Origin of the sequence: Sphingomonas sp. M1-B02, from assembly GCF_026167525.1 — a bacterium.
Lineage (GTDB): Bacteria > Pseudomonadota > Alphaproteobacteria > Sphingomonadales > Sphingomonadaceae > Sphingomonas.
On the sequence record NZ_CP110679.1, the window covers coordinates 2,990,410 to 3,007,348 of the forward strand.

At 65.7% G+C, this 16,939-nt stretch carries 17 protein-coding genes; 4 read left to right on the plus strand and 13 right to left on the minus strand.

Going from position 1 to position 16,939, the window contains the following annotated elements; all coding sequences use genetic code 11:
* Nucleotides 1–6: 6 nt before the first annotated feature.
* From odhB to OKW87_RS14410, 10 genes are all read right to left on the minus strand, one after another.
* A complete protein-coding gene (gene odhB, locus OKW87_RS14365; protein WP_265540544.1) occupies nucleotides 7–1,239 on the minus strand; it encodes a 2-oxoglutarate dehydrogenase complex dihydrolipoyllysine-residue succinyltransferase in 1,233 nt (410 codons plus the stop codon).
* Between the two features lies 1 nt (nucleotide 1,240).
* Nucleotides 1,241–4,174, minus strand: a complete 2,934-nt coding sequence (locus OKW87_RS14370; protein ID WP_265540546.1) for a 2-oxoglutarate dehydrogenase E1 component — start codon at nucleotides 4,172–4,174, stop codon at nucleotides 1,241–1,243.
* 61 nt (nucleotides 4,175–4,235) lie between these two features.
* A complete protein-coding gene (sucD, locus tag OKW87_RS14375; RefSeq protein ID WP_265540547.1) occupies nucleotides 4,236–5,120 on the minus strand; it encodes a succinate--CoA ligase subunit alpha in 885 nt (294 codons plus the stop codon).
* Nucleotides 5,121–5,178: 58 nt separating this feature from the next.
* Nucleotides 5,179–5,475 carry a GIY-YIG nuclease family protein gene (locus tag OKW87_RS14380; protein WP_265540548.1) on the minus strand — a complete coding sequence of 99 codons (297 nt, stop codon included), beginning with the start codon at nucleotides 5,473–5,475 and terminating at the stop codon, nucleotides 5,179–5,181.
* A gap of 58 nt (nucleotides 5,476–5,533) precedes the next feature.
* The gene (gene mdh / locus OKW87_RS14385) at nucleotides 5,534–6,496 is read right to left on the minus strand and encodes a malate dehydrogenase (RefSeq protein WP_265540549.1); all 963 of its coding nucleotides are present in this window, start codon (nucleotides 6,494–6,496) and stop codon (nucleotides 5,534–5,536) included.
* Between the two features lie 161 nt (nucleotides 6,497–6,657).
* Entirely contained in the window at nucleotides 6,658–7,770 is a 1,113-nt protein-coding gene (gene zapE / locus OKW87_RS14390) for a cell division protein ZapE (RefSeq protein ID WP_265540550.1), read from the minus strand.
* Entirely contained in the window at nucleotides 7,767–8,219 is a 453-nt protein-coding gene (locus tag OKW87_RS14395) for a PaaI family thioesterase (protein ID WP_265540552.1), read from the minus strand. Before OKW87_RS14395 ends, zapE begins: the two co-directional genes overlap by 4 nt.
* Entirely contained in the window at nucleotides 8,216–8,998 is a 783-nt protein-coding gene (locus tag OKW87_RS14400; RefSeq protein WP_265540554.1) for a succinate dehydrogenase iron-sulfur subunit, read from the minus strand. Before OKW87_RS14400 ends, OKW87_RS14395 begins: the two co-directional genes overlap by 4 nt.
* Before the next feature lie 108 nt (nucleotides 8,999–9,106).
* Complete coding sequence (locus OKW87_RS14405; RefSeq protein ID WP_265540555.1) at nucleotides 9,107–9,715, minus strand: ClpP family protease; 609 nt, start codon at nucleotides 9,713–9,715, stop codon at nucleotides 9,107–9,109.
* A gap of 49 nt (nucleotides 9,716–9,764) precedes the next feature.
* Nucleotides 9,765–10,733, minus strand: a complete 969-nt coding sequence (locus OKW87_RS14410) for a C13 family peptidase (protein ID WP_265540556.1) — start codon at nucleotides 10,731–10,733, stop codon at nucleotides 9,765–9,767.
* 135 nt (nucleotides 10,734–10,868) lie between these two features.
* Here OKW87_RS14410 and OKW87_RS14415 point away from each other — a divergent pair, with 135 nt between their 5' ends.
* Both OKW87_RS14415 and brnA read left to right on the plus strand, forming a co-directional pair.
* On the plus strand, nucleotides 10,869–11,129 hold the full coding sequence (locus OKW87_RS14415) for a BrnT family toxin (RefSeq protein ID WP_265540557.1): 261 nt from the start codon (nucleotides 10,869–10,871) through the stop codon (nucleotides 11,127–11,129).
* Complete coding sequence (brnA, locus tag OKW87_RS14420) at nucleotides 11,119–11,358, plus strand: type II toxin-antitoxin system BrnA family antitoxin (protein WP_265540558.1); 240 nt, start codon at nucleotides 11,119–11,121, stop codon at nucleotides 11,356–11,358. The genes OKW87_RS14415 and brnA overlap by 11 nt, the downstream gene beginning before the upstream one ends.
* A gap of 42 nt (nucleotides 11,359–11,400) precedes the next feature.
* On the opposite strand, the gene sdhA is transcribed toward brnA, so the two are convergent.
* Genes sdhA through sdhC form a run of 3 tightly spaced genes read right to left on the minus strand, consistent with a single transcriptional unit; the run spans nucleotide 11,401 to nucleotide 14,019 of the window.
* The gene (gene sdhA, locus OKW87_RS14425) at nucleotides 11,401–13,215 is read right to left on the minus strand and encodes a succinate dehydrogenase flavoprotein subunit (RefSeq protein WP_265540560.1); all 1,815 of its coding nucleotides are present in this window, start codon (nucleotides 13,213–13,215) and stop codon (nucleotides 11,401–11,403) included.
* Nucleotides 13,215–13,604 carry a succinate dehydrogenase, hydrophobic membrane anchor protein gene (gene sdhD / locus OKW87_RS14430; protein WP_265540562.1) on the minus strand — a complete coding sequence of 130 codons (390 nt, stop codon included), beginning with the start codon at nucleotides 13,602–13,604 and terminating at the stop codon, nucleotides 13,215–13,217. The genes sdhA and sdhD overlap by 1 nt, the downstream gene beginning before the upstream one ends.
* Nucleotides 13,597–14,019, minus strand: a complete 423-nt coding sequence (gene sdhC / locus OKW87_RS14435) for a succinate dehydrogenase, cytochrome b556 subunit (RefSeq protein ID WP_265540563.1) — start codon at nucleotides 14,017–14,019, stop codon at nucleotides 13,597–13,599. Before sdhC ends, sdhD begins: the two co-directional genes overlap by 8 nt.
* 199 nt (nucleotides 14,020–14,218) lie before the next feature.
* On the opposite strand from sdhC, the gene OKW87_RS14440 reads away from it, so the two are divergent.
* Together OKW87_RS14440 and OKW87_RS14445 are read left to right on the plus strand one after the other, a co-directional pair.
* Nucleotides 14,219–15,541, plus strand: a complete 1,323-nt coding sequence (locus OKW87_RS14440) for a methyl-accepting chemotaxis protein (RefSeq protein WP_265544136.1) — start codon at nucleotides 14,219–14,221, stop codon at nucleotides 15,539–15,541.
* Nucleotides 15,542–15,560: 19 nt separating this feature from the next.
* Entirely contained in the window at nucleotides 15,561–16,907 is a 1,347-nt protein-coding gene (locus tag OKW87_RS14445; RefSeq protein WP_265544137.1) for a methyl-accepting chemotaxis protein, read from the plus strand.
* The last annotated feature ends 32 nt before the right edge of the window (nucleotides 16,908–16,939 follow it).

Here is a 16,939-nt window from a genome sequence, read left to right on the forward strand (position 1 = left end):
CGCCCCTCACAGGTCGATCAGCAGCCTCGTCGGGTCCTCGATAGCATTTTTCAGCGCCACCAGGAACGTCACGGCTTCGCGGCCGTCGATCAGGCGGTGGTCGTAGCTGAGCGCGAGATACATCATCGGGCGGATGACGATCTGGCCGTCGCGGACCACGGCGCGGTCCTCAATGCGGTGGAGGCCCAGGACCGCGCTCTGCGGCGGGTTGATGATCGGAGTCGACATCAGCGAACCGAACACGCCGCCGTTGGAGATGGTAAAGGTGCCGCCCTTCATCTCTTCCATCTTGAGCGTGCCGTCCTTGGCGCGCTTGCCGAAGTCGCCGATCGTCTTTTCGATGCCGGCGACCGACAGGTCCTGCGCATCGCGGATCACGGGGACGACGAGGCCCTGGGGCGCGCTGACCGCGACCGAGATGTCGGCATAGTCGCGATAGACGATCTCCTCGCCCTCGATCGAGGCGTTGACCGACGGGATGTCGCGCAGCGCCTGGACCGCGGCCTTCACGAAGAAGCCCATGAAGCCGAGCCGGACGCCATGCTTCTTCTCGAACAGGTCCTTATACTTCGCGCGCGCAGCCATGACTTCGGTCATGTCGACATCGTTGAAGGTGGTGAGGATCGCGGCGGTGTTCTGCGCTTCCTTGAGCCGCTTGGCGACGGTCTGGCGCAGGCGGGTCATGCGGACGCGCTCTTCGCGGCGCTCGCCGGGGGCGGCGGCCGGAGCGGGGGCAGGCGTAGCGGTGGGCGCGGGCGCAGCGGCCGCCGGCTTGCTGCTTGCGGCGGCGACGACATCGTCCTTGGTCAGGCGGCCGTCGCGGCCGGTGCCCTGCACCGTGGAAGGATCGACGCCATGTTCGAGCACGGCGCGGCGGACCGACGGCGAAAGCGCGGCGGCGGCGTCTGCGTCGCGCTTTTCGACGGGAGCGGCTTCGGGGGCGACGGCGGGTGCCGCTTCTGGCGCCGGAGCCGGCGACGCAGCAGGCGCGGCGGCGGCGGCACCGCCCTCGCCGATGTTCGCGATCACGCCGCCGACCTGGACGGTGTCGCCGACCTTGACCAACTGATCGCCCATCACGCCGGCGACCGGCGAGGGAACCTCGACCGAGACCTTGTCGGTCTCGAGGCTGGCAATGGGCTCGTCGGCCTGCACCGGGTCACCGGGATTCTTGAGCCACTCGCCCAGCGTCGCTTCGGTGATCGATTCGCCCAATACGGGTACTTTTACTTCGGTCATGTCAGGCCTTCCGGGTACGGCGGATTTCTTCGCGGACACTATGGCCGAGCGCGTCGGCGACGAGCGCGGCCTGTTCCATCTGGTGGCGCTTCATCAGCCCGGTGGCGGGCGAAGCGGCGGCGGCGCGGCCGGCATAGCGCGGACGCTTCGGGGCGATGCCGGCATCGACCATCGCGCATTCGACGAACGGTTCGACGAAGCTCCAATAGCCGTTATTCTTCGGTTCTTCCTGCGCCCAGACCACTTCCTCGAGTTTGGGCATGCGCTTGAGACGCGCGGTGAGCGGCTCGCCGGGGAAGGGATAGAGCTGCTCGATGCGGATGATCGCGGTGTTGCGATCGCCCGCGGCATCGCGCGCCTCGATCAGATCATAGGCGACCTTGCCCGAGCAGAGCACGACGCGCTTCACGTCGGCGTCTGCCGGCGCCGAGGGGTCCGAGAGGATGCGCATGAAATGCGTATTGCCCTGGAATTCCTCGGCGCTCGAGACCGCCAGCTTGTGGCGCAGGAGCGACTTGGGGGTCATCTGCACCAGCGGCTTGCGGAAATTGCGGTGCATCTGGCGGCGCAGCAGGTGGAAATAATTGGCCGGGGTCGTGATGTTGACCACCTGCATATTGTCCTGCGCGCAGAGCTGGAGGAAGCGCTCGGGGCGCGCCGAACTATGCTCGGGGCCCTGGCCTTCATAGCCGTGCGGCAGCAGCATCACGAGGCCGTTGGCGCGCAGCCATTTGGCTTCGCCGCTGGCGATGAACTGATCGATCATGATCTGCGCACCGTTGGCGAAATCGCCGAACTGCGCCTCCCACAGCACCAGGGTGCGCGGATCGGCCGAGGCATAGCCATATTCGAAGCCGAGCACGCCATATTCGGAGAGCGGCGAATCGAGCACTTCGAAATTGCCGTGCGGGATCGTCTGCAGCGGCACATATTTGGACTCGGTCTTCTGATCGACCCAGACCGCATGGCGCTGGCTGAAGGTGCCACGACCCGAATCCTGGCCCGAGAGACGAACCCCGAAGCCTTCGGAAAGCAGCGAGCCGAACGCCAGCGCCTCGCCGGTGGCCCAATCGAAATTGGCGCCCGATCGGAACATCTCGCGCTTCGCCTCGAGCACGCGGCCGAGCGTCTTGTGGATCTCGACGCCCTCGGGAACCTCGGTCAGCGTGCGGCCGAGGCTGTCGAACAATTTCTTCTCGATGCCGGTATCGACGCTGCGCCGCGCATTTTCGGCATCGACGGGCGCGCCGAGGCCCGACCAGCGGCCCGCGAACCAATCGGCGCGGTTGGGCAGATAGGATTTGCCCGCCTCGAACTCGCCTTCGAGCAGGGTCGTGAACTGGTGGACCTGCTGGTCGATGAAGCCCTGATCGACCACGCCTTCGGCCGCGAGCCGCTTGGCATAGACTTCGCTCACCGGCGGATGCTGCTTGATCTTCGCGTACATCAGCGGCTGGGTGAAGCTCGGCTCGTCGCCTTCGTTATGGCCGAAGCGGCGATAGCACCACATGTCGATGACGACGTCGCGCTTGAACTTCTGGCGATATTCGATCGCGATCTTGCAGGCGAAGGTGACCGCTTCGGGATCGTCGCCGTTGACGTGGAGGATCGGCGCCATCACGCCCTTCGCCACGTCGCTCGGATAAGGCGAGGAACGCGCGAATTGCGGGCTCGTCGTGAAGCCGATCTGGTTGTTGATGACGAAATGGATGCAGCCGCCGGTATTATAGCCGCGGATGCCCGAGAAGCCGAGGCACTCCCAGACGATGCCCTGGCCCGCCATCGCGGCGTCGCCGTGGATCAGGACGGGCAGGACCTGATCATGCTCGCCAAGATCGGCGCGCACCGTCTGCAGCGCGCGGACCTTGCCCAGGACGACCGGGTCGACGGCTTCGAGATGCGAGGGGTTCGCGACCAGCGACATATGGACGCTGACGCCGTCGAACTCGCGATCGGTGCTGGTGCCGAGATGATATTTGACGTCGCCCGAACCGCCGACATCCTCGGGGTTGGCCGAGCCGCCGCCGAATTCGTGGAAGATCACCCGGAACGGCTTCGACATCACGTTGGCGAGCATGTTGAGCCGGCCGCGATGCGCCATGCCGTAGACGATCTCGCGCACGCCCATCGCGCCGCCATATTTGATGATCGATTCCATCGCCGGAATCATCGCTTCGCCGCCGTCGAGGCCGAAGCGCTTGGTGCCGACATATTTGCGGCCGAGGAACTTCTCCCACTGCTCGGCCTGGATCACCTTGGAGAGGATCGCCTTCTTGCCGTCGGGCGTGAAGGTGATCGCCTTGTCCTTGCCTTCCATCCGCTCCTGGAGGAAGCGGCGCTCCTCGACATCGGCGATGTGCATATATTCGAGGCCGACCGGCCCGCAATAATTGGCGCGCAATATGTCGACGATCTCGCGCACGGTAGCCCATTGCAGGCCGAGCACGCCGCCAAGATAGATCGGCGTATCGATCTGATCGTCGGTGAAGCCGTGATATTCGGTCTTGAGATCCTCGGGCAGATGCTGGCGGGCGAGCCCCAGCGGATCGAGATTGGCGGCAAGGTGGCCGCGCACCCGATAGGTGCGGATCAGCAGCATCGCGCGGATCGAATCGCCGGCCGCCTTGGCGATCGCATCCTGCGAAGGCGCGGGGGCAGGGGCCGGGGCGGCGGCGGGAGCCGCCTTGGCGGGCTTGGCGGCGGGCTCCATCTGGGTAGGATCGAGCGCCGCGGTGAGCGCATCGGTCTCGGTCAGCGGCCAGCGCGGATTGGCCCAGCTCGGGCCCTGCGCGCCATTTTCCAGCCCCTCGAACCACTGGCGCCAGCCGGGTTCGATGCTGTCGGGGTCCGCCTTGAAGCGGCGGTACAGCGTTTCGACGAAGGCGGGGCTCACGCCGCCGGCGATGTCGTCGAAGTCGAGGCCCTCATAGCCCATGGTCAGTTCCGTTCATGGTAGCGCTCACATATACCCCAATATAGAGCGCAATCGTTGCAAATCAGCCCTTGAGGCGTTCGACCAGCGTCGAGCCGAGCTCGGAGGGGCTGGCCGCGACCTTGATCCCGGCGGCTTCCATCGCCGCGATCTTGCTCTCGGCATCGCCCTTGCCGCCCGATACGATCGCCCCGGCATGGCCCATGCGACGGCCCGGAGGCGCGGTGCGGCCGGCGATGAAGCCCGCCATCGGCTTCGAGCGGCCGCGCTTGGCTTCGTCCATCAGGAACTGCGCCGCCTGCTCCTCGGCGTCGCCGCCGATCTCACCGATCATGATGATCGACTGGGTGGCGTCGTCGGCGAGGAACAGTTCGAGCACGTCGATGAAATTGGTGCCGTTGACCGGATCGCCGCCGATGCCGACCGCGGTGGTCTGGCCGAGGCCGGCATTCGTGGTCTGGAACACCGCCTCATAAGTGAGCGTGCCCGAGCGCGAGACGACGCCGACCGAACCCTTGGAGAAGATGCTGCCGGGCATGATGCCGATCTTGCACTCGCCGGGGGTGAGCACGCCGGGACAATTGGGGCCGATCAGCCGCGATTTGCTGCCCGACAGCGCGCGCTTGACCTTGACCATGTCGAGCACCGGAATGCCCTCCGTGATGCAGACGATCAGCGGCACTTCGGCGTCGATCGCCTCGAGGATCGAATCCGCCGCGAAGGGGGGCGGGACGTAGATCACGCTGGCAGTCGCGCCGGTGCGGGCCACGGCTTCCTCGACGGTGTCGAACACCGGCAGGCCGATATGCTCGGTCCCGCCCTTGCCGGGGGTGACGCCGCCGACCATCTGCGAGCCATATTCGAGCGCGGCGAGGGTGTGGAATTCCCCCGTCTTGCCGGTCATGCCCTGGGTGATGACCTTGGTATTCTTGTCGACGAGGATGCTCATTGGCTTGACCGTTTCCTTATCCCACCCCGGCGAAGGCCGGGGCCCAGTTGCGATGCACTCAGGGGTGCGCGATCGCGTCGTACAAATCATTCCACTCGGGATTCAGGCCTTCGATTTCCCTGATCTTCCAGACCCGCTTCCATTCCTTCATCTGCCGCTCGCGCTGCCGCGCCGATTCCAAGCTGCCGTGCGGTTCGTACCAGACCAGCAACTTGCAACCGTATTTCCTAGTGAACCCTTCGACGACGCCTTCGCGATGTTCCCAGACTCGTTTTGCCAGATCGAATGCCGAGCCGAGATATAGCGTTCCGTTCCGCTCGCTCGCCATGATGTAGACATAGCCCTTGTCTTCCATCGCAGATGCTCCGCAACTGGGCCCCGGCCTTCGCCGGGGTGGTTCAATTCCTCTTCGATCAATTCAGCGAGCTATCGATCGCCTTGCACGCCACCAGCAGTTCCTTGACCGCGTCGACCGAGACCGAAAGGTTGGCCTTGGCTTCGTCGTCGAGCTTGATCTCGACGATCTTCTCGACGCCGCCGGCGCCGATGATCACGGGCACGCCGACATACAAGTCATCCACGCCATACTGGCCGGTGAGATGCGCCGCGGCGGGAAGGACGCGCTTCTGGTCGTAGAGATAGGCCTCTGCCATCGCGATGCCGCTGGTGGCGGGGGCGTAGAAGGCCGAGCCGGTCTTGAGCAGGCCGACGATCTCGCCGCCGCCCGAGCGGGTGCGCTGGACGATTGCGTCGATGCGCTCCTGAGTCGAGAAGCCCATTTCGATGAGGTCGGGGACGGGGATGCCGCTGACGGTCGAATATTCGATCACCGGGACCATCGTGTCGCCATGGCCGCCGAGCACGAAGCTGGTGACGTCCTTGACCGAAACCTTGAATTCCTCGGCGAGGAAATGGCTGAAGCGCGAGCTGTCCAGCACGCCGGCCATGCCGACGACCTTGGTGTGGGGGAGCCCCGAAAATTCGCGCAGCGCCCAGACCATCGCGTCGAGCGGGTTGGTGATGCAGATCACGAAAGCGTCCGGCGCGTTGGCGGCGATGCCTTCGCCGACCGCCTTCATCACCTTCAGATTGATGCCGAGCAGATCGTCGCGGCTCATGCCCGGCTTGCGGGCGACCCCGGCGGTGACGATGATGACGTCGGCGCCGGCGATGTCGGCATAATCGTTCGAACCGGTGATCTTCGCGTCGAAGCCTTCGACCGGGCCGCACTGCGAGAGATCGAGCGCCTTGCCCTGGGGAACGCCCTCGACCACGTCGAACAGGACGATGTCGCCGAGGCCCTTGAGTGCTGCGAGATGGGCGAGCGTGCCGCCGATATTGCCGGCGCCGATGAGCGCGATCTTCTTGCGAGCCATGGAATCTCCTTGCTGTCCAGGCAAGGCGGGCGCAGCGAGCGCGCGCCTCAAAAGCGTCGGCGGCTTAGGACGATACGCCCTGAGCCGCAACCCGGGATTCCGTGGCGGGCAGGATTATCTTTGCGACTGTTTCGCAAGTGCAATAAGGGTTGTGCGCCCTGTCATCGCTCGCCATGGCCCTCGGCCAGATATTCGTCGGACGCCATTTCGTGGAGGCGCGATGCGGTGCGCTCGAATTCGAAAGCGCCGTCGCCCGTGACATATAGTTCATCGGGCGTGGCATCCGCGGCGGCGAGCAGCTTGACGCGATTCTCGTAGAGCGCGTCGATCAGCGTGACGAAGCGCGCCGCTTCGTTGCGGTTGTCGGGGCCCAGGCGGGGGATGCCGACGAGGATGATCGTGTGGAAGCGCCGCGCGATCGCGAGATAGTCCGCGGCGCCGCGCGCCTCGCCGCACAGCCGCTTGAACGAGAAGACCGCGACACCCTTCACGCATTTGGGGACGTGGATCGATCTGCCGCCGGGCACGGCAAGGTCGCAGGCGGGGACACGCGCGCGATCTTCGACCGGATAGTCGGTGAGGCGGAAGAAGGCGGCGGAAAGCTCGGCGGTGGCTTCGGGGCCGTTGGGGACGAGCCAGGTCTGCATGCTGCCGAGCCGATCGAGCCGATAGTCGACCGGCCCGTTGAGGGGGCGCACGTCGAGCCGGGCTTCGATCAGGTCGATGAAGGGCAAGAACAGCGCGCGGTTGAGCCCATCCTTGTAGAGGTCGCGCGGCGGGCGGTTCGAGGTGGCGACGACGGTGAGCCCGTGCGTCATCATCTCGGTGAACAGCCGCGAGAGGATCATCGCATCGGCGGGGTTGTTGATCACCATCTCGTCGAACGCGAGCAGCCGGACATCCTCGACCAGCGCCTCGGCGACCGCGACGATCGGGTCCTCGGTCTCCTTCTGGCGCTCGACGTTGAGGCGCTGATGCACCTCCATCATGAATTCGTGGAAATGGACGCGGCGCTTGCGGCGGATCGCGACATGCTCGAACAGCAAGTCCATCAGCATCGATTTGCCGCGGCCGACTCCGCCCCACAGATAGACGCCGCGCGGCGGCTCGGGCCGGCGGCCGAGCGCGCGCCAGAGGATGCTGCCTTTCTTGGGGACGGCTTCGAGTTGCTCGGCGAGCTGATCGAGCCGTTCGGCGGCGGCGGCCTGTTCGGGGTCGGGGCGCAATTCGCCGGCGGCGATGAGCTCGCGGTAGCGGGTGAGGACGTGGCTCACTTGATCGACGGTTTCCGCACCGTGCCGAGGAAGCTGGCGACCATCACGTCCTCCTGCACCACCGTGCCGCGCAGAAAGAGCAGGCGCCCGGTCTCGCGCAGCAGCTCGACATGCGCCTCGGTCGGCACATCGATCGCGCCGCCGCTGATGAACTGGACCGACAGGTCGAGCGTCGAGGCCGGGCCGCTGAGCACGCCGAAGCCGCGCCCGGCGGCGAACAGCGCCATATCGATGAAGCCGGTCAGCGCGCCGCCGTGGATATGATCGCGCAGATTGGAGTGCTGACGGCCGAAGGTCGTGCGGACGCGCGCGACCTTGCCCTCTTGCCTGACCGACAGCGCGCCGATGAAGGCGTTGAACCGCCCTTCCTCGAGCATCTCCCAGCGCTTCCAGCCCGGCAGGTCCGGATCGTCGTCGTAGCGGAAATGCGCGTCGGCGAATGCGCTCAAAGCGTGCGCTCGGCTTCCATCTTCTTGACCTCGGCGATCGCCTTGGCGGGGTTCAGCCCCTTGGGGCAGACGTTCGCGCAGTTCATGATCGTGTGGCAGCGATAGAGGCGGAACGGATCCTCGAGCTCGTCGAGCCGCTCGCCGGTATTTTCGTCGCGGCTGTCCGCCAGCCACCGATAGGCCTGAAGCAGGATCGCGGGGCCCAGGAACTTGTCGCTGTTCCACCAATAGCTCGGGCAGGCGGTCGAGCAGCAGGCGCACAGGATGCACTCGTAGAGGCCGTCGAGCTTCTCGCGATCCTCCGGAGTCTGCAGCCTTTCCTTGCCCGAGGGGGGCGGAGTCACCGTCTGCAGCCAGGGCTTGATCGAGCTGTACTGCGCATAGAAATGGGTGAAATCGGGGACGAGGTCCTTGATCACATCCATGTGCGGCAGCGGCGTGATGCGAATCTCGCCCTTGATATCCTCGATCGCGGTGGTGCAGGCCAGGCCGTTGCGACCGTCCATGTTCATCGAGCAGGAGCCGCAGATGCCCTCGCGGCACGAGCGGCGGAAGGTGAGCGAGGAATCGTCCTCGGCCTTGATCTTGATGAGCGCGTCGAGAACCATCGGACCGCATTCGTCGAGATCGACCTCGAACTGGTCGTAGCGCGGATTCTCGCCGCTATCGGGATCGTAGCGATAGATTTTGAACTTCTTGACCCGGACCGCGCTCGGATCAGCCTTGTGCTCCTTGCCTTTGCTGATCTTGCTGTTCTTGGGCAGGAGAAAGTCGGCCATTCGGGTAGAGTCCTTGCGCGGCACAGATAGTGAGGGGCGAGCTATGCCTTTCGCAATCGCAGCGCAACCCCGCAGGCACGCCAAAGCGCGGCCTTTGTCGCCGCCCGCTCAGATCACGTCGAGGACGAGGCCGAGGTCGCGGGCTTCGTCCGCCTCGATATACCAGTTTGCGGGCGCGCGCTGCTGGACGTCTTCGAAGGGGATTTTCGAGCCCCTGACCAAGGCGCGGAAGCCCTCTTCCTCGATCCGTATCGAATGCTCGATCTCATGGAGATTGGCCTGGAGCCCGGCGATCACCGACTTGAGCGGGCCCGAGAGGTTGATCGTCTTAGTGAGGATCCGCTCATGCACCATGATCCGAGTGCCGCGGGTCAGGAAGCGCTTGTCGACCGGGAAGCTCGCCATGAAGGTGGCGCCTGCCGAATAGACCGCCACCTTGCCGAGGAAGAGCGTTTCGCGGCTGGTATATTCCCGCAGCAGGCGGAGCTCTTCGCCCATCAGCCGCGCGACTTCGGGATCGCCGCCCAGCGTGGAGATGGCGACGACGATCGGGCCGGTTTCGGGCGCGGCGGCGAGCTGGGTGCGGAAATTGGCGTACATGCTGTGATCGACGGTGCCGTGGAGCACGACATGGGGCTCGCTGAGCAACGGGTAGCGCTGGGCGCGGCTTTCGGCGCTATCGTCCTGCGGTGTGGCGGTCTGGGTTGGTTCGGTCATGGCCTGCCAACTTCCTTTCCGGACTGTGGTTCCACTGCCGTCGCCGGGGTCAGGGCTTGAGGGCATCCGTCGCCGGCGCGCCGACGGGCGCAGTGGCGCCCTTCGGCATGCGCGCTTCGAGCGGCGCGAGCCACGCCGCCACGCCGTCGCCGATCGCCACCTGCGGATCGGAAGGCTGCAGGTTGTGGGTCGATTCCCACCGGCCGATCGTGTCGCGCGCCTCGACGATCGCGGTATCGAGCGGCTGGGGCTTGCGCAGCGCATGGTTGACCAGCGCGTCGCCGAAGAAGGTCCAGTCATTCTCCGCCTGGCAGCCGAACGAGGTCCGCTCGGACGAAGCGGCGGTGATGAGCGCGGTCGTCTCGTTGGCGAGCAGCGGCACGAAGATGCCCGAATAGCAGGCGGAGAGCAGCAACATCCGGTTCTTGATGCCAAGCTCGTCGAGGATCGCGGCGAGCCGCACCGGGCCGAGGAGGCCATAGCCTTCGTCGCCGTCGTGATAAGCGAGCCCGACCTTGGCGCCGTGGCTGGTGCTGAACAGGATGAGCACGTCGCGCTCCTTGTCCATCAGCTCGGCGACGCGGGCGAGCGCGAGGGTCAGCGATTCGATGCTGCCGCTGGCCAGGTCGCCGGGGGCGTTGCCGGTGGTGCTGGCCAGCACCAGGGTCCGACCCGCGGCGTCGTAGCGGCGCGACAGGACCTTGCCTGCCTCGCGCGCCTCGCGGCCGAACACCGGATCGCTGTCGAGCGCGATCGACACGACATAGGCGTCGACCAGATTCTTGCGCTGCGGCTGGAGCGCCTCGAGCATGCGGAGCAGCTTGCGGCGATCGGCGAGTAGCCATTTGGCCGAGCGCCCGCGTTCGAGCTGCGGGCCCGTGGCGAGCGATTCGGCGATGTCGGACGGGTTCGCGCCGGAGAGGATCTGCGGCCATTCCTTGGTATGGCGGATCTGGGCGGTGGCACTGGGAGCGGCGAGCATCGCCGCGGCGAGGGCAGCGAAAAAAGCGATACGCATCGAATACGAAACCCCGGCCTCTGGTTGGGGCAGTCTCGCTTCGCCCGAGTGGGAGTCAAGCGTCTCGGATGATGGGCCACACATGCATAAGCGTGAAGCGTATATTTTATATCTAAACTACCCTATATTGCGCGCATGTTCGAATTCGATCCGGCGAAGAGCGCGGCCAATCTGGCCAAGCATGGGATCGACTTCGAGGCTGCCCGCGCGCTTTGGCTCGACGATCGGCGGCAGACGCCGAAGTCCGAGCGACCGGGCGAGGAAACGCGTTGGCTGGTGATCGGAATGATCCAGGATGTTGGCTGGACGGCAATCGTGACGCATCGAGGCGACAGAGTGCCCATCATCTCGGTGCGGCGGGCACGCAAGGAAGAGATGGCGCTTTATGGAAATTGAGAAGATCAGCTCCGAGGAACTGGACCGCCGCTTCGATGACGGCGAGGAGGTCTTGCAATATTTCGATCTGAGCTCGGCTCGCCGCCCTGGTCTGGAGGTCCGTCGCGTGAACGTCGATTTTCCGGACTGGATGATCCGCAACCTGGACGAGCATGCCAAGAAGCGCGGCGTCACGCGCCAGGCGCTGATCAAGATGTGGCTGGCGGACCGGCTGGAAGCCGCGGGCTGAGCCAGCCGGACGTTGCCGGGGCCGAAGCCCCGGCGATGCGGATCAATATACCCGCTTCTTCGGCTTGATATAGTCGATGTCGTCGGTGAGCGTGTAGTCGTGGACCGGGCGGTAATCGATGCGGCTCGCGCCATCCTTGCCGCCCCAGCCGTCGAACCAGGTGACGGTATGCTTCATCCACTCGTCGTCGTGGCGATCGGGGAAATCCTCGTGCATGTGCGCGCCGCGGCTTTCCTTGCGGTTCACCGCCGAGCGGATCGTCACCTGCGCCTGGCTCAGCAGATTGTCGAGCTCGAGCGTCTCGATCAGATCGGTGTTCCAGATCAGCGAGCGATCGCTGACCGATACGTCCTGCATCGAGGCATAGACGCCGTCCATCAGCGCGATGCCTTCGCGCATCAGCTCGTCGGTGCGGAACACCGCGCAGTGGCGCTGCATGGTCTTCTGCATCTCGCGGCGGATCGTCGCGGTGCCGGTGCTGCCGGCGGCGTTGCGGAAATGGTCGAGCCGGCCGAGCGCCATCGCTTCGGAATTGGCGGGCAGCGGCTTGTGCGGGGTGCCGGGCTTCAGGATTTCCTTGATGCGCAGGCCGGTGGCGCGGCCGAACACGACCAGGTCGATCAGCGAGTTCGAGCCCAGGCGGTTCGCGCCATGGACCGAGACGCAGGCCGCCTCGCCGACCGCGAACAGGCCGGGGACGACCGTGTCGGGGCCGTCGGCGCCGAGGGTGACGACTTCGCCATGATAATTGGTCGGGATGCCGCCCATATTATAATGGACGGTCGGCACCACCGGCAGCGGCTGGCGGGTCAGGTCGACGCCCGCGAAGACCTTGCCGGTCTCGGTGATGCCGGGCAGGCGCTCGTGGAGGATCTTGGGATCGATATGGTTGAGGTGGAGGAAGATATGATCCTTCTCCTTGCCGACGCCGCGGCCCTCGCGGATTTCCATCGCCATCGAGCGTGACACCACGTCGCGGCTGGCGAGGTCCTTCGCGCTGGGCGCATAGCGCTCCATGAAGCGCTCGCCCTCGGAGTTGGTCAGGTAGCCGCCTTCGCCGCGCGCGCCCTCGGTGATCAGCACGCCGGCGCCGTAGATGCCGGTCGGGTGGAACTGGACGAACTCCATGTCCTGCAGCGGGAGGCCGGCGCGCAGCACCATCGCGTTACCGTCACCGGTGCAGGTGTGCGCCGAGGTGGCGGACTGGTAGACGCGGCCATAGCCGCCGGTCGCCAGCACGGTGGTGTGGCTGCGGAAGCGGTGGATGCTGCCATCGTCCATGCACAAGGCGATGACGCCGCGGCATTCGGGCCCGTTGGGGCCGTCTTCCATGATCAGATCGAGCGCGAAATATTCGACGAAGAAGTCCGCGTCATATTTCAGGCTCTGCTGATAGAGCGTGTGGAGCATCGCATGGCCGGTGCGGTCGGCGGCGGCGCAGGTGCGCTGCGCGGGCGGGCCTTCGCCCATATTCTGCATCATGCCGCCGAACGGGCGCTGGTAGATCTTGCCCTCTTCGGTGCGGCTGAACGGCATGCCGGCATGTTCGAGCTCATAGACCGCGGCGGGGGCCTCGCGCGTCAGATATTCGATCGCGTCCTGATCGCCCAACCAGTCCGACCCCTTGACGGTGTCGTACATGTGCCAGGTCCAATGGTCCGCGCCCATATTGCCGAGACTCGCGGCGATGCCGCCCTGCGCCGCGACGGTGTGGCTGCGGGTCGGGAACACCTTGGTGATGCAGGCGGTCTTGAGGCCGCTCTCGGCGATACCCATCGTCGCGCGCAGGCCGGCGCCGCCGGCGCCGACGACCACGGCGTCATAGGTGTGATCGATGATCTTGTAGGCGGCGGGCATCAGGCGATGGTTCCCGTGGTGAAGGCGACCTTGAGGATCGAGAAGATCGCGAGTGTGGCGACCGAGATGGTGAAATATTTGAGCAGGATCAGCAGCACGAAGCGCGTGTGATCATGCTGATAATCCTCGATCACCACGGTCAGGCCGTGATGGAAATGATAGCAGACGCTGACCACCAGCAGGATCATCGGCACCGCCGCCCAGGGCTGGGCAAGCCACAGCGTCACCGTCTCATGGTCATAGGCCGGAAGCAAAGCGATCGAGAGGATCAGCCACAGGACCAGGATCAGGTTCGATCCGGCGCTGAGCTTGTGGTGCCACCAGCCTTCGGCGCCTTCCTTGGCGGAGCCCAGCCCGCGTACTCGGCCGATTTCGGTGCCATTACCCATTGCTCTTCTCCAGCAGGACGACCCAGAAGGCCGCGGTGGCGAGGACCGAAAAGACGAAGGTCGCCAGCGCGCTGCGCTTGTTGGCGCCCAGCTCGAAATTGGCGCCGGCGTCCATGAAGAAGTGGCGCACGCCCGATGCCATATGCTGGAAGAAGGACAGGCTCAGGCCGATGCCGAGGATGTAGCCGGCGATGTTGAGCGCGCCCGATTCCAGCGTGAACAGGTCGACGAAGCCGGCATAAGCCGAGGGGCCGGCAGCCAGTGCCGCGAGCCACCAGACGAACAGGAACATGCCGACCGTGGCCATCCCGCTGCCCGTCGCGCGATGGACGATCGAGACAAGCATATGCGGCCCCCATTTCCAGATCGACAGATGGGGCGACAAGGGTCGCGCTTCGTTGCGGGGGTTGGCCAAGGACGTTCCTTTCGGGTCGAGCCGTCTCCTTAGTCCGGCGTCCGGTGGATGCAAGCCGGAACACCCGCGCGACCCTTGGCTAACCCCGCCTTAACCAGTTGCGCGCATAGCTGCCGGCACGAGCGGCCTGCTCCCTATCCTGCCGCTCAAGGGGACAAGCGTGACTGTGGTATCGAGCAACGATCAGCCTACCGGCCAGATGAGCGCGCGGATCGACGTGCGCGCGCGGCTGCGCATCTTCGATTTCGAAGGATCGCTGATCCGCTCTGGACGCGAAGTGTGGGAAGCGCTCGAGCCCGAGATCGATGCGGTCTCCGAAGCCTATTGGCAGCAATGGCAGCGCTGTTTCGCCGAAGAGCGGGGCGAACCGGAGGATACCGGCAAGATGATCGCGCTGGGCGTGGTCTTCCTGCGCAATCGCTTTCTCGACACTGCAGGCAGTGCCTGGATCGAATCGATCGAGCGCTCGGTCGCCGCCGCTTATGCGCGCGACGTGCCGCCGATGGCGCTCCTGTCGATGATCAGCGCGAGCGATCGGGTTGCGCTCGAAGTGCTGATGCGGCGCATGGGCGCCGACGGTTCGCGCCTTCCCGGCCAGATCGACACGCTGATGCGGCTGTCGGCGCTCGAGAGCGACATCACGGTCGAAATCTACAACATGTATCGCGAGCATAGCTCGCAGACTGCGCGCGACCGGCTCGCGACCGATTTCCGCGATTCGATCGGGGCCACCGTCGAGCGGGCGTCGCGCGAAGGCGACCAGCTGCGCGTCCAGGCAGTCCGCACCTCAGCTTCGGCGCGGGGGATGTTGGGCAAGGCGAGCGAAGTCGCGGCGGCGGCCGAACAGTCCGCAGTGGCGATGCGCGAGGCGGCGCAGACCGCGGCGGGGCTGATCCGGGCGATCGAGGATGCCCGCACCGAAGTCGAGGCCGCGGCGGACATCGCCACGCGTGCTTCGGGGCAGGCGGGCGCGGCGGTCGGCATGTCCGAGACGCTGTCCGACCACGCCAAGTCGATCGAATCGATCCTGGGGCTGATCCGCGACATTGCCGGGCAGACGAACCTCCTCGCGCTCAACGCGACGATCGAGGCGGCGCGCGCCGGCGACGCGGGGCGTGGCTTCGCCGTCGTCGCGCAGGAAGTGAAGAGCCTTGCCAACCAGACCGCGCGGGCGACCGACGATATCGCCGCCAAGATCGCCGCGATCCAGTCGGCGACCAAATCCACGGTCGAGACCAATGCCTCGATCCGCTCGACCGTCAGCGAGGTCCAGGAAAGCGCGAACCGCATCCGCAGCGCAATGGAGATCCAGGCGCAGACGGTGACGGCGATCACCGCCGCGGTGGACGAGACCGCGCTCGCTGCCGATTCGATGTCGGCGACGATCGGCACGATCCGCGAGGATACCGAGGCGGTGGCATCGGAAATCGATCGGGTGGGCCAGGGCTTCACCGCGCTGGAAAGCCAGCTTGATAACTTGAAGGGCAGTGCCAGCGACTTCATTGCGAAAGTCGCGGCGTAGGAGAGATGCCTTGGAGGAAATGACACGCATCGCCGCCGATCCGCGCGCACTCGTCGGGGATCTTTCCCATTATGACTGGGACGGCGCGATTGCGCGCCACTGTTCTGAGATCGCCGAACTGCTCGCCGCCGAGCATCCCCGCATTTCGGGCGCGTTCTGGACGCACTTCCTGGGCCTGCCGGCGATGGAGAAGCTGCGCCCCAATTTCGACGAGGAGCGTATCGCCGCCGTCCAGGGGATGAGTGCGCGCTATAGCCAGATCCGCTACGAAAAGCCGTTCAGCGACGAGTGGATCCAGATGGCGGTTTTCCACGCCGACTATGCGTTCCGGATGCGCGTGCCGGGGACTGCTCTGATCTCGGGCTTTGCCGCGACGCAGAGCGTCGTGATGGAAATATTGGCCGAGAAAATGCCTGGCGACACCGATCGGCTGCGGTGCCTGTGCGACGTGGTCAACCGTATCGGGCTGGTCGAGACCGACCTGATGGCCCGGCATATCGGCTCGAAGAGCGCCGAGCGTGGCATGACCAAGCGCAAGGAACGGTCGGACGCGTTCCGCGAGACGATCTCGCAATCGATTACCAGCGCGACCGAGGCAGGGAACCGCATCCGAGTCCAGGCGCAGGGGGCATCGAGCTCGGCGCGGGGGATGTTGGGCAAGGCCAGCGAAGTCGCGGCGGCGGCCGAACAGTCCGCAGTGGCGATGCGCGAGGCGGCGCAGACCGCGGCGGGGCTGATCCGGGCGATCGAGGATGCCCGCACCGAAGTCGAGGCTGCCGCTGACATCGCCACGCGTGCTTCGGGGCAGGCGGGCGCGGCGGTCGGCATGTCCGAGACGCTGTCCGACCATGCCAAGTCGATCGAATCGATCCTGGGGCTGATCCGCGACATTGCCGGGCAGACGAACCTGCTCGCGCTCAACGCGACGATCGAGGCGGCGCGCGCCGGCGACGCGGGGCGTGGCTTCGCCGTCGTCGCGCAGGAAGTGAAGAGCCTCGCCAACCAGACCGCGCGGGCGACCGACGATATCGCCGCCAAGATCGCCGCGATCCAGTCGGCGACGCGCAGTACGGTCGACACCAACGCCTCGATCCGCTCGACGGTGGACGAGGTTCAGGAATCGGCGCAGCGCATCCGCAGCGCAATGGAGATCCAGGCGCAGACGGTGACCGCGATCACCGCCGCGGTGGACGAGACCGCGCTTGCGGCCGATTCGATGTCGGCGACGATCGGTGCGATCCGCGAGGATACCAAGACCGTGACGAGCGAGATCGACACGCTCCAGCGCGATGTCGCCGAAGTCGACGATCGGCTCCACCAGTTGCGCGACGCCGCAGAGACTTTCTCCCACTCCGCCGCCGCCTGACGCTTCCGCCTCTCCGGGGTTCGGGCTAGGGG